Below are 20,834 nucleotides of genomic sequence, written 5' to 3'. Positions count from 1 at the left end.
TCCGGAAACCTCGCGCCGCTCCATCCGTGCGTTGAACGCGTGGGCGGCGAATGCACCGCGGTTATTCACGCCGGGTACAGCCGCCCACCCTACGTCCTGCTGCAAGCGATATCGGCTGCGCGTCTGGCATACCCGTAGGGTGGACGGCTCCACCCGGGTGCGTGGGCAGCGGCAGCGCCTGACGCCGCTCACGCGTTCAACCGGCTCCGGAAACCTCGCGCCGCTCCATCCGTGCGTTGAACGCGTGGGCGGCGAATGCACCGCGGTTATTCACGTTGCCGGGTACAGCCGCCCACCTTACGTCCTGCTGCAAGCGATATTGGCTGCGCGTCTGGCATACCCGTAGGGTGGACGGCTCCACCCGGGTGCGTGGGCAGCGGCAGCGCCTGACGCCGCCCACGCGTTCAACCGGCTCCGGAAACCTCGCGCCGCTCCATCCGTGCGTTGAACGCGTGGGCGGCGAATGCACCGCGGTTATTCACGTTGCCGGGTACAGCCGCCCACCTTACGTCCTGCTGCAAGCGATATTGGCTGCGCGTCTGGCATACCCGTAGGGTGGACGGCTCCACCCGGGTGCGTGGGCAGCGGCAGCGCCTGACGCCGCTCACGCGTTCAACCGGCTCCGGAAACCTCGCGCCGCTCCATCCGTGCGTTGAACGCGTGGGCGGCGAATGCACCGCGGTTATTCACGTTGCCGGGTACAGCCGCCCACCTTACGTCCTGCTGCAAGCGATATTGGCTGCGCGTCTGGCATACCCGTAGGGTGGACGGCTCCACCCGGGTGCGTGGGCAGCGGCAGCGCCTGACGCCGCCCACGCGTTCAACCGGCTCCGGAAACCTCGCGCCGCTCCATCCGTGCGTTGAACGCGTGGGCGGCGCATCAGCAGCTTCTGTTCCCCGCGACGGGTGTAGCCGCCCACCCTACGTCCTGCTGCATGCGATATCGGCTGCGCGTCTGGCATACCCGTAGGGTGGACGGCTCCACCTGGGTGCGTGAGCAGCGGCAGCGCCTGACGCCGCCCACGCGTTCAACCGGCTCCGGAAACCTCGCGCCGCTCCATCCGTGCGTTGAACGCGTGGGCGGCGCAGGAGCCGCGTCTGCTCACCGCGCCGGGTGCAGCCGTCCACCCTACGTCCTGCTGCAAGCGATATCGGCTGCGCGTCTGGCATACCCGTAGGGTGGACGGCTCCACCCGGGTGCGTGGGCAGCGGCAGCGCCTGACGCCGCCCACGCGTTCAACCGGCTCCGGAAACCTCGCGCCGCTCCATCCGTGCGTTGAACGCGTGGGCGGCGAATGCGCCGCGGTTATTCACATTGCCGGATACAGCCGTCCACCCTACGTCCTGCTGCAAGCGATATCGGCTGCGCGTCTGGCATACCCGTAGGGTGGACGGCTCCACCCGGGTGCGTGGGCAGCGGCAGCGCCTGACGCCGCCCACGCGTTCAACCGGCTCCGGAAACCTCGCGCCGCCTCAAACGTGCGTTGAACGCGTGGGCGGCGGACAAGCAGCGTCCTTTCACCTGGTCGGGTGAAGCCGACCACCCTACACATCATCAACGCCGGAAGCGCACGTCCTCGGTCACGACCTTGGCATCGCCCTTCGGCTTCTTCGGCTTTTTCGGTTTCTTGACGATCTGGCCGCTGGCATCGGTTTCCGGCACGCGGTGATCCGGTGCGAACCCGGGTTCTTCGATGCGGTTGAGGGTTTGCCCGGTCAGCTGCTCGATCGCCGCCAACTGCTGCACCTCGTCGGCGCAGACCAGCGAGACCGCTTCGCCCGAGGCGCCGGCGCGGCCGGTACGGCCGGTGCGGTGGACGTAGTCCTCGGCCACGATCGGCAAATCGAAATTCACCACTACCGGCAGGTCGTCGATGTCGAGGCCGCGCGCGGCGACGTCGGTGGCGACCAGGATGCGCACTTCGCCGGCCTTGAAGCGTTCGAGTGCGCGCAGGCGCGCCGGCTGCGGCTTGTCGCCGTGGATCGAGTCGGCGTCGATGCGTTTCGCGGCCAGCAGCGCGACCAGCTCGTCCACCCCGCGCCGCGTCTTCACAAAGGCAAGCACCTGGTCCCAGCCATGCTTTTTCAGCAGGTGCAGGAACAGTTCGGACTTGCGCTTCTTGTCGACCGTGACCACCCACTGCTCGATCGCCTTGACCGTCGTGTTGCGCGGCGCCGTCTCGATCCTGACCGGGTCGCGCATCAGCCGGTTCGCCAGCGCCCGGATCGGATCGGAGAAGGTGGCCGAGAACAGCAGGGTCTGGCGCTTCTTGGGCAGTGCGGCCAGGATCGCGTCGAGTTCGCGCGAGAAGCCGAGGTCGAGCATGCGGTCGGCCTCGTCCAGCACCAGCATCGCCACCTCGTTCAGTTTCAGGGCGTTCTGGCGCTGCAGGTCGAGCAGGCGGCCCGGCGTGGCGACCAGCACGTCCACGCCTTTGCGCAGCGCCATCATCTGCGGATTGATGCTGACGCCGCCATAGGCGACCATGGTGCGGAGCGGCAGGCCGGCGCCGTAGACCTTGAAGCTGTCGTGCACCTGCTCGGCCAGTTCGCGCGTCGGCACCAGCACCAGGGCGCGCGCGGCGTTGGAGGAGACCTGGCCTTTCATGGCCAGGCGCTGCAGCAGCGGCAGGGCGAAGCCGGCGGTCTTGCCGGTGCCGGTCTGGGCCGCGGCCATGACGTCGCGCCCGGCCAGCACGGCGGGAATCGCCTGCTCCTGGACCGGCGTCGGCGTGCTGTAGGCGAGGGTGTCGAGGGTGCGCGTGATCTGGTCGATCAGGCCGAGCGAGGAAAACGACATGCAAAACCTTGGGGCAAATGAACAGCCCACAGTTTACCGTGCGCAGCCCGGGCGCGTGATGAATTTATGCCGGCACTTGCCCGGCACGGTTCAGTAATCGATGCAGCAGAGCAGGGGCGTCGCGGCGATCGGCTTGACCGGTTCCGGGCGGTCCTTGCAGGCGCTGGCCAGCAGGCAGGCAAGGGCGATGGCGCCGCAGCGCAGGGCACGCATGGTCATGGCGATTCCTCCTTTGCACCCATGATAGCGGGATTCGGCGGCGCCGGATACGGGCGGATTCCTGGCGCGTTACGGCGTTGCGACAAGTGTAACGGTCTGTTGCAACCAACTAAGTTTCAACCTTGCGCTGATACAGTTCACGCAACATCGCACCGTGAGGACCACCATGACATCTCCGCTCCGCTCCCTGTTCCTGGGCGCCGCCCTCGCCGCGGCTGCCTTTCCGGCATTGGCGCAAACCAACGTCAGCATCCACGTTGGCCAGCCCGGTTTCTACGGCCGCCTCGATCTCGGCGACTATGGCCCGGCGCCGGTCGTCTACGCCCGCCAACCGGTCATCGTGCGCGAAGTGCGCCACGTGCGCGCCCAGCCGGTCTACCTGCGCGTACCGCCCGGCCACCGCAAGAACTGGTCGCGCCATTGCAGCCGCTACGATGCCTGTGCGCGTCCGGTGATGTTCGTGCGCGACGACTGGTACACCAACACCTATGCGCCGCATTACCGTGCGCGCCACCACGGCTACCGCGACGTACGCGAAGTGCACCACGTCGTGCGCCATGACGACCGCCGCGGCGGCCACGGCCACCATGACCGCCACGACAGGCACGACCGCCACGACAGGCACGGCCACGGCCACGGCCGCGGACACTAAAGCCACACGCGGCCGGCGGCGACGTGGTTTTTGCTGCGGGTGTACACTTGCCAGGTAGCCAATAACCGGCCTGCGCCGGCGGCATATCGAACGGAGGGTGGCTTTGCAGAGCGAAATCGTGATCGTTGGTGGCGGGGCGGGCGGACTGGAACTGGCCTGCAAACTCGGGCGCAAGCTCGGTCCCTCGAAGGTGATGCTGGTCGATACGCGGCTGTACCACATCTGGAAGCCGTCGCTGCACGAGGTGGCGGCCGGCACCCTCGACATCCACCAGGAGGGCCTGTCCTATCAGATGCTGGCTCACGATAACGGTTTCACCTTCGTCTACGGCCCGATGACGGCGCTCGACCATGGTGCCCGCCGCATCACGGTCGGCGCGGTGCGCGCCTCCGACGGCGAAGACGTGCTGCACGAACGCCGCATCGATTACGGTTCGCTGGTGATCGCGGTCGGCAGCACCTCGAATTATTTCGGCGTGCCCGGCGCGCGCGAAAACACGATTTCCCTGAACGCCACCGAAGACGCCGAGCGCTTCCGCCTGCGCCTGCTGCGCCTGATGGCGGTGGCCGAACAGGCGCGCGAGGAACGCAACGACGCCAATGCCGCGCTCGACGTCGTCATCATCGGCGGCGGCGCCACCGGCGTCGAACTGGCGGCCGAACTGCGCGAGGCGTCGGGCGTCTACGCCACCTACGGCTTCTCGCGCCTGCAGGTCAAGCGCGACGTGCGCATCACCCTGCTCGAAGGCGCGCCGCGCATCCTGGCGCCGCTGCCCGAGCGCGTCTCGGCCGCGGCCCTCAAACTGCTCGACGAGCGCGGCATCCGCGTCGTCAACAACTGCCGCGTCACCAAGATCGACGCCGACCGCGTGCTCGACAACGACGGCAACGTCTATCCGGCCAGCCTGTGCGTGTGGGCGGCGGGCATCCGCGCGCCCGAATTCCTCGGCACGCTCGGGCTGCCGGTCACCAAGGGCGGCCAGATCGAGGTCGATCCGCAGCTGCGGGTACCGGGCGTGCCCGGCGTGTATGCGCTGGGCGACTGCGCCGCCTGCATCGACGCTTCCGGAAAACCGGTGCCGCCACGCGCGCAGGCCGCGCACCAGCAGGCCGACTACCTGCTGAAACAATTCCTGCGCCGCGCCAAGGGCAAGCCGGTCGACGAAAAGCCTTATCGCTACCGCGACTACGGCTCGCTTGTCTCGCTCGGCAAGACGACCAGCGTCGGCAGCCTGATGGGCTCGCTCAGCGGCGCCAGCTGGTTCGTCGAAGGCATGATCGGGCGCGTGATGTACACGAGTTTGCACCTGATGCACCACCAGGCGGTGCTGGGGGCGATGCGGACTGGGGTGCTGGCGGTGGCGCGTTTCCTGATTCGCAGGACGACGCCGTTGGTGAAGCTGCACTGATCACGGGGGCGGTGCTGTGTGCAACAGCACGTAAAACGCGTGGACGGAGTCCACCCTACGGTGCGCGCCGTTTCGGGCATGAATGACGAACAGCCGCGCATGTAGGATGGACTCCGTCCACGCGTTTACGTGCCGTCGACTACCCCACAATCACCGCGCGCCAAGAACCTTAATTGTCCTGATTACGCGGCAAAATCATGGTCAACGCGGTTCCTCCGCCATCCACCCCGGCCAGCGTCACATCTCCCCCCAGCGCGCGCGCCCGTTCGCGCAGCAAACGCAAGCCGTGGCAGCGCAGCGATTCCGGCGGCGCCGGCTGTGACAAGCCGACGCCATCGTCGCGCACTGTCATCATCAATTGTTCGCCATCGTCGTCGAGGATCACGTCGACCGTCGCGGCGCGGCCGTGTTGCAAGGCATTCTGCAAGCCTTCCTCGGCGCAGCGCAGCAGCGCCACGCCCTGGGCGCGCGGATAGCCGTCATCGTCGTCGGGCAGGCTGGCGCGGGCCGTGATGCCGTGCTGCTGGCCGAACTCGGCCACCAGCTCGGCCAGCGCCGCCTTGATGCCGAGGAATTCGAGCTTGTCGTTCCACAGCGACAGCTGCACGGTGCGGTTGGTGTCGATGATGCCGTTCAGCAGGGTCTTCATCTGCTGGGCACGGTCGATCGTCTTGGCGTCGGTGAGGCCTTTCGAGAGCAAGCCCAGGTGCATGGTGAGCGCCGTCATCGACGAACCGAGGCTGTCGTGCAGCTTGCGCGCCAGCAGGCGGCGCTCGTCGTCCCAGCAAGTCATCAGGTGGGCGACCAGCTCGGTCAGTGCGGCGGTGCGTTCGGCAACCAGCCGTTCCAGTTCCGGGTCGGGGTGTTGCGGGTCCGGTGCGGTCATCGTGGGCTCGGTTGAATGTTTCCCAAATCATACAACAGCTTCGTAGGGGAAGTGCGCACGCCGCCGCACCGCTGCCACCGCGCCGCCTGCGTGCGCTGCCGAACGGTAGAGCACCCCGTTTCGGAGGATGCTGGAGGCCTGTACTTAATAAAATCATATTTTATAAAACCGGACACTTTTCAGGGAGTTCCCATGCCGAACAATACGAATGCAGGCGTCGATGCCGTCGAACTGCTGACCCAACAGCACCGCGAAGTCGAAGAGATGTTCGAGCGCTTCGAAAACATGACCGACCGCGCCAAGGTCAGCAAGAAGAAGCTGGCCGACGAGATCTGCAAGGCGCTGATCATGCACACCCAGATCGAGGAAGAGATCTTCTACCCGGCCACCCGCGAAGCGAGCGAAGACACCGAAGACATGGTCGACGAGGCCGTGGTCGAGCACGCTTCGGCGAAAGACCTGATCGCCCAGATCATGGAAATGGACCCGGGCGACGACCTGTACGACGCCAAGGTGAAGGTGCTGAGCGAAATGATCGAGCACCACGTCGAGGAAGAAGAGAAGGAAATGTTCCCGAAAACGCGCCAGCTGAAGCTGGACCTGCAGGCGCTGGGCGAGGAAATGAAAGCGCGCCAGCAGGAAATTGAAGCTACTCAATAAGCGAAGCGACGCAATAATTGAAATGACGCAATGCGCGTAGGGTGGACCGGGCCGCGAAAGGCGGGTTTCCCGTCCACGCGTCCAGGCACAGCATGGGCTGCTACGGTGTTGCTTCGGTTTGAACGCGTGGACGGCGCAGCCGTCCACCCTACGTGCTTGTGATCGAATGTAGAAACGGCGCCGCGGCGCCGTTTTTGTTCTTCTATGCTTACTGCGCCGATGCCCGCAGCGGCGCCGGCTCGCCCAGCGCTCCCAGCAGCTGGGCGATGTCGACCGGCTTCACCAAGTGCATGTCGAAACCCGCTTCCAGCACGCGGCGCTGGTCGTCCGCCAGGCCATAGCCGGTGAGGGCGATCAGGCGCATGGCGCTGGTGGCCGGATTGGCGCGCAGGCGCCGCGCCACTTCGTAGCCGTCGATGCCGGGCAAGCCGATGTCGACCAGGGCGATCGTCGGCAGGTGCGCCGTCGCCTGCGCCACGCCGTCGAGCCCGTCGCCCGACTGCAGCACCGGATAGCCATACACGTCGAGCATGGTCGCCATCATCTCGCGGCCATCCTCGTTGTCTTCGATCAGCAGCACCGGCGGCTTGCCCGGTTCCGCCGCAGGCTGCGCCGAGGGCGTTGTCACTGCGGCCTGGGCCGCGTCGGCGCGCGGCAGGCGAATGGTGAACGCGCTGCCTTCGCCGGCGCCGCTGCTGGCCGCGCCGACGCTGCCGCCGTGCAGTTCGACCAGGCGCCGTACCAGCGACAGGCCGATGCCGAGGCCGCCTTGCGCACGGTCGAGGCTGATCGAGCCCTGCACGAAGACGTCGAACACGTGCGGCAGCAGGTCGGGGGCGATGCCCACGCCGGTATCGCGCACCGTAAGCAGCACCTCGTCGCCGTCCTGGCCGATGGTGATGTCGATCGTGCCGCCGGCCGGCGTGTACTTGATCGCGTTGTCGATCAGGTTGGTGGCGATCTGTTCCAGGCGGGTCGGGTCGCCGTCGACCCAGTTCGGCGCCAGGTCGACGTTGATGCGGTAGCCGCCGGTGCGGCCGGTGGCGCGGAAGGTGTCGAGGCAGGCGCCGACCAGGCTGGCCATGTCGACTGGTTTGCGGGCCAGCAGGATCTTGCCGGACATCGCGCGCGACAGGTCGAGCAGGTCGTCGACGATGCGCGACAGGTGCTGGGTCTGGCGCTGGATGATCTGGCGCGCGCGCGAGGCCATCTCGGCGTGCGCGCCCGGCATGTCGATCAGGGCGGCGGCGCTGGAAATGGCCGACAGCGGATTGCGCAGCTCGTGGCCGAGCATGGCCAGGAATTCGTCCTTGGCATGGCTCTTGGCCTCGGCCGCCTGGCGGTCCTCGATCTCGCGCATCAGGCGCTCGTTGGTGCCGGTCAGTTCCTCGGTGCGCTGCGAGAGTTTTTCGGTCTGGCGCCGCAGCTGCTCGTTCTTGTTGGCGAGGGCAACGAACACCGACACCTTGGCGTGCAGGATCTGCGGGATCACGGGCGTGAACAGGAAGTCGGCGGCGCCGCGCTGGTAAGCCTTCAGGCGGTCGATCTCATCGGCCAGGAAGGCGGTCACGAAAATGATCGGGATGTCGGCCGAGCGCGCGCGCTGGTGGATCGCCTCGGCGGTTTCGAAGCCGTCCATGCCGGGCATGTTGACGTCGAGGATGATCACGGCGAAGTCGTGCAGCAGCACCTGGCGCAGTGCTTCCTGGCCGGAGCGCGCGGACAGGACCGTATAGCCGGTCTCGTCGGCCCATTGATCGAGCAGGCTGGAAAGAGCGAGCAGGCTGGCCGCATCGTCGTTCACGACCAGAATTTTAGGTTTGTCGGTAGTTGGCACGTCGTTCCTGCTGCGTTCGTCGGAATGGCCGAAATTTTCGCGGAATGAAAGGATAGCAGACCGCCTTTGTTTTCCAAAGTAAAGACACGAATCAAGCTGTCGAAATGATAGCACGGCAATTTATGGTAATCGCAAGCAACTGCGAGTAATCGTGCGCGCTGGTGCATGTTCGGCAGCGCACATACGAAAGCGGCGCCGGATGCGATAGTGGAACCGTGTCCCGTTCAACCATGTCGAACGTCAGGAACAGGCTGCTTACTAGAAAGGAAAAAAATGAATATCGATACCATCGTTACCGAGCAGTACCGCGACAAATCGTTTGCGGAACTGGTGGATGCACCGCTCACCGCCCTGCATGGCATCGGCGAAAAAGAAGCCCGCGCCTTGCAGGAAGCCTTCAATGTGACCACCATCGGCCAGCTGGCGCGCCACCAGGTCATCGCGAATGCCTTCGCCATCGAAATGATTGCCGCCCCCGGCTCCCTGTCGGCCTCGGAAACGGCCAAGGAAACCTTGCTCGATGATGCCGTCGAGATGACCTTCCCGGCCAGCGACCCGATTTCGGTCGATTCGGGTATTACCCGCATCGAAGTCGCCCCCGAGAAAGTAGAAGCGGCGCGCGACCACCAGCATGCTTTGGAAATCGCTGCGCACAATGAGCAAGCTTGTGGGCAGACCAACGTCGGCAGCACGCAGACCGGGTCGAAGGATATCGGCACGGCGTAATGTAGCTGTCAATCGGTCCAACCGAACGGCGCACCGATCTGCAGTCATGTGGGTCGGTGCGCCGTTGTCGTTTGTGCGGCCAATGATCAACCGCCGTAACCGGTGGGCATGCCCACCGGTACGTCCCACGGCACACCGCACCGCTTCCACAAGCCCGAACGTAAAAAAGCCCGATTCAAACTCGAACCGGGCTCTCCTGAAAATAAAACAAACTACCTGTGCGGCGCCAGCTCCGGCACCTGCTTGGCCGGCGTCTTGACCGCCGCCGCCTGCGGCTTGCTGCCGGTCGAGCAATATCGGTTCTTGCCGGCGCGCTTGGCTTCGTACAGCGCGTAGTCGGCGATGCTGATCAGGGCGTCGACCGATTCGGCGTCGTCCGGATAGATGCTGATGCCGATCGAGGTCGACAGGCGCAAGGTGAGGTCGTTGATGAAGAAGGGCTCGACCAGGGCGTCGACCAGCTTGGCGGCCGGGCCCTGGGCGTCGGCCAGGCTGTGGATGTCGCCGAGCACGACCATGAATTCATCACCGCCGAGGCGCGCGACCGTGTCTTCCTTACGCGAGTTGGCCAGCAGGCGCTGCGACACCATTTTCAGGATCTCGTCGCCATAGGCATGGCCATAGGTATCGTTGATCGCCTTGAAGCCATCCAGGTCGAGATACATGATCGCGGCCTTGGCATGGCTGCGGTTGGCGTGCTGCAGGGCGGTTTCGATGCGGTCTTCCAGCAGGCGCCGGTTGGGCAGGCCGGTGAGGGCGTCGTGCAGGGCCAGTTCCTGCTGGGCTTTCGAATACTGGGCCAGCTCTTTATAGAGCAGGCGTACTTCGAGCATGTTGTGGATGCGCTTGTGCACTTCCAGCAGGTCGAACGGTTTGCTGATGAAGTCGCGCGCGCCGGCTTCCAGGGCGGCGATCTTGAAACTCGGCTGCGCGGTCAGGGCCAGCACCGGCAGGTAGCCGCCTTTTTCGATTTCCTTCAGGCTTTTCATGACCTGGAAACCGTTCAGGCCCGGCATTTGCAGGTCGAGCAGGATGAGGTCGTAGTTGTGCTCGCGGTGCAGCGGGCAGACTTGCTCCGGCTCCATGGTCGAGCTGACATTGCTGTAGCCTTCTTCGCGCAATATCTCTTCCATCAATTCGATATTGTCTGGCGAATCGTCCACGACCAGGATCTTGGCGTTCAAAATTTCTTGTCTGCTCGGCATGCTTAGTCTCTTCGAAAGGTACTTGAAGGAAAATAATTTCGTTAAGTCAATCCAACTTTCCCACTTCAAGTAGTCTAACAAACCCAAAAGAATTTCTTGTAGGACAGCGCCGCGTCCTACGGTAGGAACTTCATTAACGTTTTCTTACACTTGGGCGGCGTACCAGGGAGCCTACCGCTTCGATCAATTCGTTCGGTTCGACCGGCTTCGAAATATGCGAACTGAAGCCCGCTTCCAGCGCGCGCAGGCGGTCTTCGGAACGGGCGAACGCGGTCAGCGCCACCGCCGGCAACAGGCCGCCGCGGTCGCGCGGCAGGGCCCGTACCCAAGACAATAACTCAAAACCATCGACTTCGGGCATGCCGAGGTCGCTGATCAGGAGGTCGGGCATGTCCGCCTGCAAGGCTTCGAAGGCTTCGCGCGCGCTGGCGGCGATGCGTACTCTGGCCTGGCAATCGGTGAGGATGCGCAGGATCAGCTCGCGCGCATCGCGGTCGTCGTCGACCACCAGCACCGACACGCCGGAGAGGTCGCGCAGGGTCAGGTCGGGCGCGGCCGGCGGCGGGCTGCCGAGGATCATGGCGCTGCGGCGCTCGGCGCGGGTCATGGCCTTGGCCAGCGGCAGTTCGAACGAGAAGCGCGATCCTTGCCCCTCGCCCGGGCTTTCCGCGCGCACGGTACCGCCATGCTGCTCGATCAGGTGCTTGACGATCGCCAGGCCCAGGCCGAGCCCGCCGTGGCGGCGCGTCATCGAGGCGTCGGCCTGGCGGAAGCGCTCGAACACGTGGGTGATGAATTCCGGGCGGATGCCGCTGCCGGTATCGTGCACCGTGACCACGACCGAGCCGTCGCGTCCCGCCAGTTCGACCGTGACCAGGCCGTCGCGCGGGGTGAACTTGATCGCGTTCGACAGCAGGTTCCACACCACCTGCTGCAGGCGCGCGGCGTCGCCGGCGACCATGCCGGGGTCGGGCTGGTAGCGCTTCTCGATGCGGATGTTCTTGGCGTCGGCCGCCGGGCGCACCGTTTCGATGGCGGCGTCGAGGAAGCCTTCGGGCTTCAGGGTCTGCATGTCGAGCAGCACCTTGCCGGAGGTGATGCGGCTCATGTCGAGCAAGTCTTCGATCAGCTGGGCCTGGGCGCGCGCATTGCGTTCGATCGTCTGCAGGCCGCGCTGCAGGTCGGCTTCGTCCTTGCCGCCGCGGCGCAGCACTTGCGCCCAGCCGAGGATCGCCGAGAGCGGGGTGCGCAGTTCGTGCGAGAGCGTGGCCAGGAACTCGTCCTTCATCTGGCTCGAGCGTTCGGCCTCGGCGCGCGCCTCGCGTTCGCTTTCCAGCAAGACCTTGCGCTCTTCGGCGGCCTGCTGCGCCGCTTCGTACAGCCGGGTGTTGTCGAGCGCCACCGCGGCCTGGGCGGCGATGCCGCGCACGATGCGTTCGGTGCGTTCCGTAAAGATGCCCGGTTCCGGGTGGCCGAAGAACATCGTGCCCAGCACTTCGCCCGAGCCGGCCATGACCGGCACGGCCAGGTAGCTGCGCACGGTCGGCTGGCCCGACAGCAGGCTGAACTGCGTCGGGCTGCGGCCATAGCGCGGATCGTCCATGATGTCGTCCAGGCGCACCAGGCCGGCGCCGCGGAAGCTCGGTCCGAACAGGGCGCTGGCCTGCGGCTCGCCGAAGCTCTGGAATTCGTTGGCGGTGCCACCCGAGAGCGTATACAAGGAGAACTTGGGTCCTTCGCTTTCCTTGCCGTGATAAAAGAAGGCGCCGAAGCGGGCGCCGGCGATGCCGCTGGCGGCGTCGGTGGCCACTTGCAGCAGCGAGCGCAGGTCGCGCGTGGAGGCGAGCGCGCTGCCGGTGTTGTTGAGCAGCTCGAGCACTTTCGATTCTTCGCGCAGCGCCTGCTCGACGCGCTTGACCTGGTCGACGTCGGTATTCGTGCCGAACCAGCGCACCACCTTGCCATGGCGGTCGCGCACGGCATTGACGCGCGTGAGGAACCAGCGGTACTGGCCGTCGGCGCCGCGGATCGGGTATTCCATCTCGAACGGCTCGCCGCTCCTGATCGAGGAGCGCCAGTGTTCCAGCATGGCGGGGAGGGCGTCGGGCTCGATCGTGTCTTGCCAGCCCCAGCCGGTGGCGTTTTCCGGGGTGGTGCCGCTGTACTCGTACCAGCGCTCGTTGAACCAGACGATGGCGCCGTCGGCGCGCGCCATCCAGGCCAGTTGTGGAATCGTGTTGGCCAGCGCGCGCAAGACCTCTTCGCTCTGGCGCAGGCTGTCTTCGGCGCTCTTGCGCGAGCTGATGTCCTGCACCACGCCGGTCATGCCGGTAACGCTGCCGGGCAGGGCGGGATCGGCGACGTCGGCGCGGCCGACCAGGGCGATCCAGCGCGCCGGGCCGCCGTCGGGCAGCAGCCGGCATTCGATGTTCAGGTCGGTGCGCGTGTGGAAGGCATGGCCCACTTCGCGGCGCACGGCTTCGCGGTCCGGCTCGTCCAGGCGTGCGCGCAGTTCGGCCCAGGCATGCGGCTGCGTCGGATCCAGGCCGAGGATTTCGGCGGCGCGTTCGCCCAGGCTGACGCGGTCGGTGGCGGCATCCCAGCGCCAGTCGCCCAGGCGCCCGGCGGCCAGTGCCACCTGCAGCCGGCTGTTGCCGTCGATCAGGGCTTGCTGGTCAGCGCGGCGCCGCGTGATGTCGTGGAAATACAGGGTCAGCCCGTCCGGCGACGGGTACATGCGCGCTTCCAGCCAGATCGCCAGGCGCGGATAGAAGAATTCGCGGCTGCCGGTCTGGCGCGAACGCATCGCGCGTTCCAGTTCGAGCGCCAGGTTGGTGCCGCCGAGCTCTTCGAATTCTTCCCACAGGCGCTTGCCGACCAGGCCTTCGCGCGACTTGTTCAGCGGCGCCAGCAGTTGCAAGGCGCGCCCGTTGACGTAAGTGATGCGCCATTCGAAGTCGACCGCGCAAAAGGCGTCGGTCAGGCTCTCGAGCATGTTTTCCGTGCGCTCGTTGGCCTGGCGCAGCGCTTCCTTCGCGGCCGCCAGCTCGGCCTCGGCCTGCTGGCGCGCGGCGAGCACGGTGGTGGCGTTGCGCAAGGCCGCCGCGCGCATGAGTTCGAGGTCGTCGCGGTCGCTCACGCGGCGCCTCCGGCAACCGGCATGGCGGACGCGCCCGCGGCAGCGGCGGGGCGGGGAGGGCACGGTAGCGTATTAGTGGAAAGCATGGGCAAAGCAGGGATTCGGCTGCAGTTGGACTGGATCAGGGGCTGGGCGGCGGCATGGCGCGCGCAAGCGTCGGTGCGGATGCGACGAAAGGCCGCACCCGGCCATTCTAGCCCGGCCGGGCGGTTTGACTGCACACGCCTGGGCGCCACTCAGGCGCCCGTCCGTAATGCGCTGCTGACTTGCCCGAGCGCATCTTGCAGCTGGTCGAGCTCGTAGGGCTTTTGCAGCGACTGGTAAGGGAAGTCCAGGTGGCGCAGCAGCATATCGCCGTAGCCAGAGGCAAAGATCACTTTCATGTGCGCATAGCGCTGCAGCGCCAGCCGCGCGAGGTCGACGCCGGACATGCCGGGCAGGCTGACGTCGGTAAACAGCACGTGGTAATGGCGCGCGGCGAGGTGCGCCAGCGCGTCGTCCGGGTGGGCCACGCCGTCGGCTTCGTAGCCAAAGGCCTTGAGCATCTCGCACACCAGGTACTGCGAATCGAGATTGTCCTCGACCACCAGGATGCTCAGGGTGCCCGGCTCCTCGGCCGGCTGCGCCTGCACTGCGTCGGTAGCTGGAGCGAGCGCGCACAGCACGCCGCCGGGCTGGTGGGCTTCGCTGAGCGGAGTGAAGTAGAGGTCGAAGCGCGCCGCTGCGCCGCCGAAGTCCAGCTGCGCCCCGGGCACGCAGGCCGGCTCGCCGCGCCGCGCCGCCGCCAGCGCCTCGGCCGCAGCGGCCAGGGGCGGCGGCAGCAGCGCCGGCACCGTACCGCCCGGCGCGCGCGCCAGGCCGGGACCGGCCAGCGCCGCGTAGGCTTCGTTGTACAGCACCAGCGGCTGCTCGCCCCAGGCCAGCAGCATCGGCAACGGCGTGTTGAACATCAGATCGGCGGCCGTGCGCAGCGGCTGCGGCCACTGCGCCGGATCGCCGAGCGCGCTGGCGCGCCAGTCATAGGAAGAAGCGGTGCGGGCGGCGGACGACGCTGGGTTACCGGAAGCGAACATGGGGAACGGCCTGTTGTATATTCAAAAACATGGCCGAATCGTACACTAAAAGGTGGCTGCCTGTCGGCATGGTGAAGCGCGGGAGGCAAAGCGGGCGGCCCGATCGGCGGGAGCCGCTGCCAGTCGCGCAGGCAAAGGCATGCGGCGCAAAAAAAGGCGCTGTCACCGTTCGCTGTGGATGGGGCCGATCGCCAGGCGCAGCAATTGATCGGCAGAAGTGACCTTGCCGCCATCGAGCGCCCGGCGCCAGCCCAGGTAATTCGGCAGGTAGCGCGACGCGATGCCGTGGAACCGCGCCAGCCATTCACGCAAGCGGCGGTGATAGGCATTCACATTCTGAACGTGGATAGCGCCTGCCGCCTCGCGGCGGACGCGTTCGCTGGCGCGCAGATTGACGGCCTGGTGCGCAATGCCGTGCGCACGTGCGAAGGCGCGGTAAGCCGCATGCGCGTCGGTGACCAGCAGCACTTGCCGGTCGAGGTAAGGCAGCAAATGGCGCTCGAGTTGCGCCTTGTTCAGGGCGCCGCGTCCGGTGGCGGCGTCGATTGTCCGGCCGCTGCGGTCGCGCGCCACCAGGATGCAGTCGAGCTCGCGCGAGATGCCGCGCCTGCCCGCTGCGCCGCCGCGCTTGCGCGGTGCCCGGTCGAGCTTGCGTGACCCTTTCTGTGATTCGAGCAGGAACATTTCGTCGGCCTCGGCGATGCCGTTCAGGCACGAGGGCCGGTCGTCCTTGACCCGCTCGAGAAAACGGTGGCGCCATCTGAATGCGGTATTGCGGTGCACTTGCAGCTGCTCTGCCGCTGCGCGCACCGGGCGCGACGCGAGCAGCGCAGAGAAGCAGTCCAGCCATTTGGCGCGCAACCTCAGCCGAGCCAGCGGCGTGCCGGTGAGGTCGTTGTAAGTGCGCTGGCACTGGCGGCAGCGATAGCGCTGCAGGCCGTTCGCGTGGCCATGACGGTGCCAGCCGGAACAGCAGCAATGCGGGCAGCGGCGCCCGGGGCCGCGCACTTGGTCGATCAGCGCGAGCAGCTGGTGCAGCCCGGCCGCCGGCCGCAAGGCCTCGAGTACCCGTAGCCGCTGCGGCTGATTCAGTGTCGGCAATGCCGCGAACCACCTCTTGAACGCTGGCGCTTTCATGGCAGATCCCTATCGATGGCGATATGGGTTCGACCGCGAAACAGCTCAGCAGTTCAAGCCTCATCCATAGCGAACGGTGACAGCGCCCAAAAAAAAGCCCGCTCACGGGAGCGGGCTGAATCTAATTTCCTGGGAGGAAAATAGAGGAGACAGGACGGATTATGCTGCATTGCAATAATGCAGGCCAATTGAGATTATTGATGACTGTCATTGATGTTGTATAGGGCGGTAAATGCGCACGCCTACTCCACACTCCTTGGTGCATTTGAGAAAATGTTTTACCATGACATATGTCACGAAACAATTCATGGCTTTGCAACATTGGACGCAAGATCCGGCGGGTATGCCCGCTGCAACTTGCCCTATGTCCGCACTGCCGATATTGTTCTCGCCCGGCTATCATGTGTTCGATGCATGGTGCATGGCCGATGTGGCAAACTTGACGAGCTTGGCGAACCGGGTGTGCGCCAGCCGTTCCAGCGCCATGCACGAGCGTGACCTGCAAATTTAACCCCGGCCAATGACCCGACATCGCTTTTTCCGAACCTCGCAGCAATCTTCTCCCGCGCGCCGGCGCGTCGCCGGCTGGGCGCTGGCCTGCGCCGCGGCCGTGTTCGCGGGCGGCGTGCTGCCGGTCGTGCCGGCAGTCGCGCAGGGCGGGAGCAGCCAGATGCTCGAGCGCCGCGTCAAGGCCGCCTTTCTCTACAAGTTTCTCGGCTATGCCGATTTTCCCGCCGCCGCGTTCGCCGACGGCGCTTCGCCCTTGACGATCGGCGTGGTCGGTTCCGACGACATGGCGGCCGAGCTGGCGCGCGTGGTGGCGGGACGCCAGGTGCGCGGCCGCCCGGTCGTGGTGCGCACGCTGCGCGAGAACGAGCCGGCCCCGGTCCACCTGCTGTTCGTGGCCGGCACCGACAATGCGCGCGCGGCGCGGGTGCTGCGGGGGGCCGCCGGGGCAACTGCGGAGGCGCCGGCGGCCCTGCTGACGGTCACCGAGTGCGACCTCGGCCTGCAGAGCGGCAGCGTCATCAATTTCAGGATTATCGAGGAGCGGGTGCGGTTCGACGTCTCGCTCGACTCGGCAGAGAGGAATAACGTGAAACTCAGTTCGCGCCTGCTTACGGTCGCCAATCGTGTCGTCAAGGGAAGCAGCTGATGCAATCCAGCCAGTATTCCCACGGCGCCGGTTCGGTCCGCAGCAAGCTGATAAAGATGGCGGTCTTCACGACGCTGGCGGCTTTGCTGTCGGCCTCGATTGCCATGCTGCTGCTCGACCTGCGCACCTTCCAGCGCTACTGGGTCGACGACCTGACCACGCAAGCCGACATCATGGCCAGCGTCACGGCGCCGGCGCTCGCCTTCAACGACGCCGCGGCGGCCCAGCAGCAGCTGTCGGTGCTGCGTGCGCGTCCGCAGATCCTGGCCGGCGCGGTCTACGCGAATACCGGCGCGCGCTTCGCCACCTATGCCAAGGCGGGCAGTGCGCAGGCGCTGCCGCCGCGTCCGCAAGCGGCCGGCTACCGCATCGAACGCGGCGAACTCGAGGTCTGGCACAACATCGTCGAAAACGGCGAACCGGTCGGCACCCTGTTCCTGCGCTCGCGCTACGGCCTGGTCGAGCGCCTGCTGAACTACGGCGCCATCCTCGGCGGTGTGATGCTCGGCGCGCTGGTGATCGCGGCCCTGGTCGCCTCGCGCCTGCAGGCTGCCATCACGCGCCCGCTGGAAGCGGTGACCAACGTGGCGCGCCAGGTGATGCAGCAGCGCGACTTCACGCTGCGCGTGCCGGGCAATAACAGCGGCGAGATCGGGGTGCTGGTCGAAGCCTTCAACGACATGCTGGCCGAGATCGGACGCCGCGCCGACGCCCTGCAGGCGGCCAACCGTACGCTCGAACACGAAATGGACGTGCGCCAGAAGGCCGAAGACGCCCTGATCGTGGCCGACCGCAGGAAAGATGAATTTCTCGCCACCCTGGCGCACGAGCTGCGCAATCCGCTGGCGCCGATCCGCACCGGCCTCGACATCCTGCGCATCCGCAGCGGCGACGCCCAGGCCACCCAGCGCGCGACCGACATCATGGAACGCCAGCTGCGCCAGATGGTGCGCCTGGTGGACGACCTGCTCGACGTCTCGCGCATCAATACCGGCAAGTTCGCGATCAAGATGGGCCGCGTCGAACTGAAAGCCGTGGTCAACGATGCGCTGGAGGTGGTGCGCTCGTACATCGAGCTGCACGGCCACGAACTGGCGCTCGACCTGCCGGACCGGCCCGTGTTCCTGCATGGCGACGCCACGCGCCTGGCGCAGATCCTGTCGAACCTGCTCAACAACGCCGCCAAGTACACCAACCGCGGCGGGCGCGTGACGCTGTCCGGCCACGTCGAGGAAAAGACGCTGGTGCTGGAGGTGGCCGATACCGGCATCGGCCTGGACCCGGGCATGCTCGATTCGGTGTTCGAGATGTTCGTGCAGGTCGATTCGACGCTCGAGCGCACCAACGCCGGCCTGGGCGTGGGCCTGTCGCTGGCGCGCAAACTGGTCGAACTGCACGGCGGCACGATCGCCGCCAGCAGCGAGGGCCTGGGCCGCGGCAGCCGCTTCACCGTGCGCCTGCCGATCGTGGTCGAGCCGGAGCTGCCGACCAAGCCGACCCCGGCCGCCTTCATCAGCACCGAGACCTACCGGATCCTGCTGGCCGACGACAACGTCGACTTCGTCAACAGCATCGGCGCGTTGCTGACCGCCATGGGCCACAGCGTCGTCATCACCCACAACGGCGCCGACGCGCTGGCGGCGGCGGCGCGCTTCTGCCCGGACTATGCCTTCCTCGACATCGGCCTGCCGCAGATGTCGGGCTACGACCTGGCGCGCGGCATCCGCAAGCTGACCTGCGGCCCGATGACGACCCTGATCGCGGTGACCGGCTGGGGCCAGGAAAAGGACCGCCAGCTCGCCTTCGAGGCCGGTTTCGACCACCACATGGTGAAACCGGTGCGCTTCGAGCAGATCGAGGAAATCCTCGGCAACCGCAGCATCATCAAGAAGCTGCGTACCTGAAGGGATGAAAGGTGCGGCGGAGCTTGCGCTGCGCCGCACCGGGCGCGTTACGCTTGGTCGCGCTTGGCCTTGCGGTGCCGCGCCAGGAAGCCCAGGATGCCGAGGCCGCCCAGCATCATGCCGTAGGCGCCGGGTTCCGGCACCGGCATGAGCATCATCGCTCCGCCGAAGGAGGCGCCGTCGTCGGACACCACCGTGCCGTTGACGCGCAGGTAGTAATCCCCCGCGCTCAGGTTGCCCCCGGCGACCGTCCATACGTCCACCGCGCCGCTCTCCATCGAGGTCCCCTCGCTCAGCAGGGTGTCGTCGCCGTCGAACAGCCAGATGCCGGTGATGTCGAGGCCGGCATCGGCGGTACGGCTGACCGAAGCGACGATGGCATCGAGGTTCTGGCCGACGGTGCCGGTCACACTGAAGCTGAACTGGTCGGCGAAGGTGTTGCCGCTGTTGCCGGCGTCGAAGCTGTCGCCGAAGAAGGCGGAACCGTCGATCAGGTCGAGGGCCTGCGGCGGGCTGCTGATGTCCGTCTGCGCCCATGCGGCCGGGGCAGCGAACGAAGCGCTCGCCAATACCACTGCAGCTAATAATGATTTTTTCATAACGTCCTCTCGCGATATCAGCCGCGTCCTGCGGCAGGGTTATGCAATCGGGGACTTCATGCTAGCAAAGGCAAGCGCTAACGCAGCGCATTTGCAAGCCGTGTGACTCTGCGGCGACAGTCGATTCCACAACGAAATTCACGGCATGGCGCTGGCGAAACCACTATTTCTCATAGGAGGCGAATTTCAAAGCAATTGTTGAGTGGAAAACGCTGAGATGTTGCTCAGGTAATGTCGTCCTGGTCCTACATGAAGAGAGGTGATGTTCCTGTGCTGAGCTAAGCCTCGTTTAAGACTCGGAACATGTGCATGCCGGTCGCGCTCGCTGGTGGGGAGGAAGTATGGAATACAGGAAGCGGAAAAGAAAAATGGCTCAGAATCTCTTCTGAGCCATTTCCTTGAAACTGTGGTGCGGCTGGCAGGAATCGAACCCACGACCCCTTGGTTCGTAGCCAAGTACTCTATCCAGCTGAGCTACAGCCGCCCGAAGCACGCATTATAGCGGGACATTGGCAAAATGGGAAGTGTTTGCGCCGGCACCGGAAATTGTTGCGTTCCACGGTATTCCATTCCCAAACGAAAAAGGCCAGATCTCGCGATCTGGCCTTCGTATTCGTGGTGCGGCTGGCAGGAATCGAACCCACGACCCCTTGGTTCGTAGCCAAGTACTCTATCCAGCTGAGCTACAGCCGCCCGAGGCACGCATTATAGCGGGGCATTGGCGAAATGGGAAGTGTCGACTTGGCGCTTGCAAAACCGTAGGGTGGTCGGCTCCACCCGGGCGCTCGCAACTAGGTTGCATGCGCGCCGCCCACGCGTTCAGGCGGCTTTCAAGCAACTGCACGATTGTTCATACACTGGTTGGACGCGTGGGCGGCGCATGTGGAGCCAATGCGCCTACTTTGGTGGTGGAGCCGACCACCCTACGAATAATCCAAGGGCGTTGCAAGGGGAGTGCCCATAACGAAAAAGGCCAGATCTCGCGATCTGGCCTACGTATTCGTGGTGCGGCTGGCAGGAATCGAACCCACGACCCCTTGGTTCGTAGCCAAGTACTCTATCCAGCTGAGCTACAGCCGCCCGAAGCACGCATTATAGCGGGGCGTTGGCGAAATGGGAAGGCTTGTGTTGGCGTCGATAAAAGTAGCGTGGGCGCCCCGTGCCCACGCGGAACCGGGCATTGACGAAACGCGTTTCACTGCAGCGATCACGGTTCTTGAATTGTCGGCAAAGCGCGACTTTCCGCGTGGGCACAGGGCGCCCACCCTACGGTCATCCAGCAGCGCCGCGAGAGCGCGCCCACAACGAAAAAGGCCAGATCTCGCGATCTGGCCTTCGTATTTCGTGGTGCGGCTGGCAGGAATCGAACCCACGACCCCTTGGTTCGTAGCCAAGTACTCTATCCAGCTGAGCTACAGCCGCCCGTGAGACGC

16 protein-coding genes and 4 tRNA genes are annotated in these 20,834 nt (G+C 65.7%); 7 read left to right on the top strand and 13 right to left on the bottom strand.

The annotated features are described in order from the left end of the window. Positions 1-1,555: 1,555 nt before the first annotated feature. Together IFT60_RS10730 and IFT60_RS26800 are read right to left on the bottom strand one after the other, a co-directional pair. A complete protein-coding gene (locus IFT60_RS10730; protein WP_192051955.1) occupies positions 1,556-2,800 on the bottom strand; it encodes a DEAD/DEAH box helicase in 1,245 nt (414 codons plus the stop codon). Between the two features lie 90 nt (positions 2,801-2,890). Beyond that, positions 2,891-3,019, bottom strand: a complete 129-nt coding sequence (locus IFT60_RS26800) for a hypothetical protein (RefSeq protein ID WP_267874648.1) — start codon at positions 3,017-3,019, stop codon at positions 2,891-2,893. Positions 3,020-3,185: 166 nt separating this feature from the next. On the opposite strand from IFT60_RS26800, the gene IFT60_RS10725 reads away from it, so the two are divergent. After that, positions 3,186-3,671 (top strand): hypothetical protein, encoded by a 486-nt coding sequence (locus IFT60_RS10725; protein ID WP_192051954.1) that lies wholly within the window; start codon positions 3,186-3,188, stop codon positions 3,669-3,671. A 103-nt stretch (positions 3,672-3,774) separates the two neighbouring features. After that, positions 3,775-5,079, top strand: a complete 1,305-nt coding sequence (locus tag IFT60_RS10720; RefSeq protein WP_192051953.1) for an NAD(P)/FAD-dependent oxidoreductase — start codon at positions 3,775-3,777, stop codon at positions 5,077-5,079. A 169-nt stretch (positions 5,080-5,248) separates the two neighbouring features. On the opposite strand, the gene IFT60_RS10715 is transcribed toward IFT60_RS10720, so the two are convergent. After that, a complete protein-coding gene (locus IFT60_RS10715; RefSeq protein WP_192051952.1) occupies positions 5,249-5,965 on the bottom strand; it encodes a sensor histidine kinase in 717 nt (238 codons plus the stop codon). Positions 5,966-6,157: 192 nt separating this feature from the next. Here IFT60_RS10715 and IFT60_RS10710 point away from each other — a divergent pair, with 192 nt between their 5' ends. Then, positions 6,158-6,625, top strand: coding sequence for a hemerythrin domain-containing protein (locus tag IFT60_RS10710; RefSeq protein WP_192051951.1), 468 nt, complete (start codon positions 6,158-6,160; stop codon positions 6,623-6,625). Positions 6,626-6,833: 208 nt separating this feature from the next. Here the strand turns inward: IFT60_RS10710 and IFT60_RS10705 are convergent, their stop codons facing one another. Next, a complete protein-coding gene (locus IFT60_RS10705; RefSeq protein ID WP_192051950.1) occupies positions 6,834-8,462 on the bottom strand; it encodes a response regulator in 1,629 nt (542 codons plus the stop codon). A 273-nt stretch (positions 8,463-8,735) separates the two neighbouring features. Between IFT60_RS10705 and IFT60_RS10700 the strand changes: the two genes are divergently transcribed. Beyond that, a complete protein-coding gene (locus IFT60_RS10700; protein ID WP_229510784.1) occupies positions 8,736-9,188 on the top strand; it encodes a hypothetical protein in 453 nt (150 codons plus the stop codon). Between the two features lie 212 nt (positions 9,189-9,400). On the opposite strand, the gene IFT60_RS10695 is transcribed toward IFT60_RS10700, so the two are convergent. The 4 genes from IFT60_RS10695 to IFT60_RS10680 form a co-directional block, all read right to left on the bottom strand. Next, entirely contained in the window at positions 9,401-10,393 is a 993-nt protein-coding gene (locus IFT60_RS10695) for a GGDEF domain-containing response regulator (protein WP_192051949.1), read from the bottom strand. 133 nt (positions 10,394-10,526) lie between these two features. Beyond that, positions 10,527-13,532, bottom strand: coding sequence for a PAS domain-containing hybrid sensor histidine kinase/response regulator (locus tag IFT60_RS10690; protein WP_374001220.1), 3,006 nt, complete (start codon positions 13,530-13,532; stop codon positions 10,527-10,529). A gap of 236 nt (positions 13,533-13,768) precedes the next feature. After that, entirely contained in the window at positions 13,769-14,605 is an 837-nt protein-coding gene (locus tag IFT60_RS10685; protein WP_192051948.1) for a response regulator, read from the bottom strand. Positions 14,606-14,767: 162 nt separating this feature from the next. Then, positions 14,768-15,742 (bottom strand): IS1595 family transposase, encoded by a 975-nt coding sequence (locus IFT60_RS10680; protein ID WP_192051947.1) that lies wholly within the window; start codon positions 15,740-15,742, stop codon positions 14,768-14,770. Between the two features lie 307 nt (positions 15,743-16,049). Between IFT60_RS10680 and IFT60_RS10675 the strand changes: the two genes are divergently transcribed. The 3 genes from IFT60_RS10675 to IFT60_RS10665 are packed head-to-tail and all read left to right on the top strand — an operon-like array spanning position 16,050 to position 18,802. Beyond that, entirely contained in the window at positions 16,050-16,253 is a 204-nt protein-coding gene (locus tag IFT60_RS10675) for a hypothetical protein (protein WP_192051946.1), read from the top strand. Positions 16,254-16,262: 9 nt separating this feature from the next. Then, a complete protein-coding gene (locus tag IFT60_RS10670) occupies positions 16,263-16,898 on the top strand; it encodes a TOL_0243 family YfiR-like periplasmic protein (protein WP_192051945.1) in 636 nt (211 codons plus the stop codon). Further along, positions 16,898-18,802 (top strand): sensor histidine kinase, YfiR-like protein-associated, encoded by a 1,905-nt coding sequence (locus IFT60_RS10665; protein WP_192051944.1) that lies wholly within the window; start codon positions 16,898-16,900, stop codon positions 18,800-18,802. Before IFT60_RS10670 ends, IFT60_RS10665 begins: the two co-directional genes overlap by 1 nt. A 47-nt stretch (positions 18,803-18,849) precedes the next feature. On the opposite strand, the gene IFT60_RS10660 is transcribed toward IFT60_RS10665, so the two are convergent. From IFT60_RS10660 to IFT60_RS10640, 5 genes are all read right to left on the bottom strand, one after another. Continuing rightward, positions 18,850-19,377 carry an FxDxF family PEP-CTERM protein gene (locus tag IFT60_RS10660; RefSeq protein ID WP_374001227.1) on the bottom strand — a complete coding sequence of 176 codons (528 nt, stop codon included), beginning with the start codon at positions 19,375-19,377 and terminating at the stop codon, positions 18,850-18,852. A gap of 431 nt (positions 19,378-19,808) precedes the next feature. Beyond that, positions 19,809-19,885: transfer RNA gene (locus tag IFT60_RS10655), tRNA-Arg, on the bottom strand. A gap of 132 nt (positions 19,886-20,017) precedes the next feature. After that, positions 20,018-20,094 (bottom strand) — tRNA-Arg (locus IFT60_RS10650). Positions 20,095-20,404: 310 nt separating this feature from the next. Continuing rightward, a tRNA-Arg gene (locus IFT60_RS10645) sits at positions 20,405-20,481 on the bottom strand. Between the two features lie 265 nt (positions 20,482-20,746). Further along, positions 20,747-20,823, bottom strand: a tRNA-Arg gene (locus tag IFT60_RS10640). Positions 20,824-20,834 lie beyond the last annotated feature (11 nt).

Source organism: Massilia sp. CFBP 13721, assembly GCF_014842025.1.
Lineage (GTDB): Bacteria > Pseudomonadota > Gammaproteobacteria > Burkholderiales > Burkholderiaceae_D > Telluria.
The sequence above is the reverse complement of the archived record's forward strand: the minus strand, read 5'-3'. Positions and strand labels throughout refer to the sequence as shown.

What these genes read in the sequence shown, in the direction of transcription:
- IFT60_RS10670 (WP_192051945.1), top strand. Translation starts at nt 16,263, where the DNA reads ATGACCCGACATCGCTTTTTCCGAACCTCGCAGCAATCTTCTCCCGCG.
- IFT60_RS10680 (WP_192051947.1), bottom strand. Translation starts at nt 15,742, where the DNA reads ATGAAAGCGCCAGCGTTCAAGAGGTGGTTCGCGGCATTGCCGACACTG.
- IFT60_RS10710 (WP_192051951.1), top strand. Translation starts at nt 6,158, where the DNA reads ATGCCGAACAATACGAATGCAGGCGTCGATGCCGTCGAACTGCTGACC.
- IFT60_RS10685 (WP_192051948.1), bottom strand. Translation starts at nt 14,605, where the DNA reads ATGTTCGCTTCCGGTAACCCAGCGTCGTCCGCCGCCCGCACCGCTTCT.
- IFT60_RS10695 (WP_192051949.1), bottom strand. Translation starts at nt 10,393, where the DNA reads ATGCCGAGCAGACAAGAAATTTTGAACGCCAAGATCCTGGTCGTGGAC.
- IFT60_RS10715 (WP_192051952.1), bottom strand. Translation starts at nt 5,965, where the DNA reads ATGACCGCACCGGACCCGCAACACCCCGACCCGGAACTGGAACGGCTG.
- IFT60_RS10675 (WP_192051946.1), top strand. Translation starts at nt 16,050, where the DNA reads ATGGCTTTGCAACATTGGACGCAAGATCCGGCGGGTATGCCCGCTGCA.
- IFT60_RS10730 (WP_192051955.1), bottom strand. Translation starts at nt 2,800, where the DNA reads ATGTCGTTTTCCTCGCTCGGCCTGATCGACCAGATCACGCGCACCCTC.
- IFT60_RS10725 (WP_192051954.1), top strand. Translation starts at nt 3,186, where the DNA reads ATGACATCTCCGCTCCGCTCCCTGTTCCTGGGCGCCGCCCTCGCCGCG.
- IFT60_RS10700 (WP_229510784.1), top strand. Translation starts at nt 8,736, where the DNA reads ATGAATATCGATACCATCGTTACCGAGCAGTACCGCGACAAATCGTTT.
- IFT60_RS26800 (WP_267874648.1), bottom strand. Translation starts at nt 3,019, where the DNA reads ATGACCATGCGTGCCCTGCGCTGCGGCGCCATCGCCCTTGCCTGCCTG.
- IFT60_RS10665 (WP_192051944.1), top strand. Translation starts at nt 16,898, where the DNA reads ATGCAATCCAGCCAGTATTCCCACGGCGCCGGTTCGGTCCGCAGCAAG.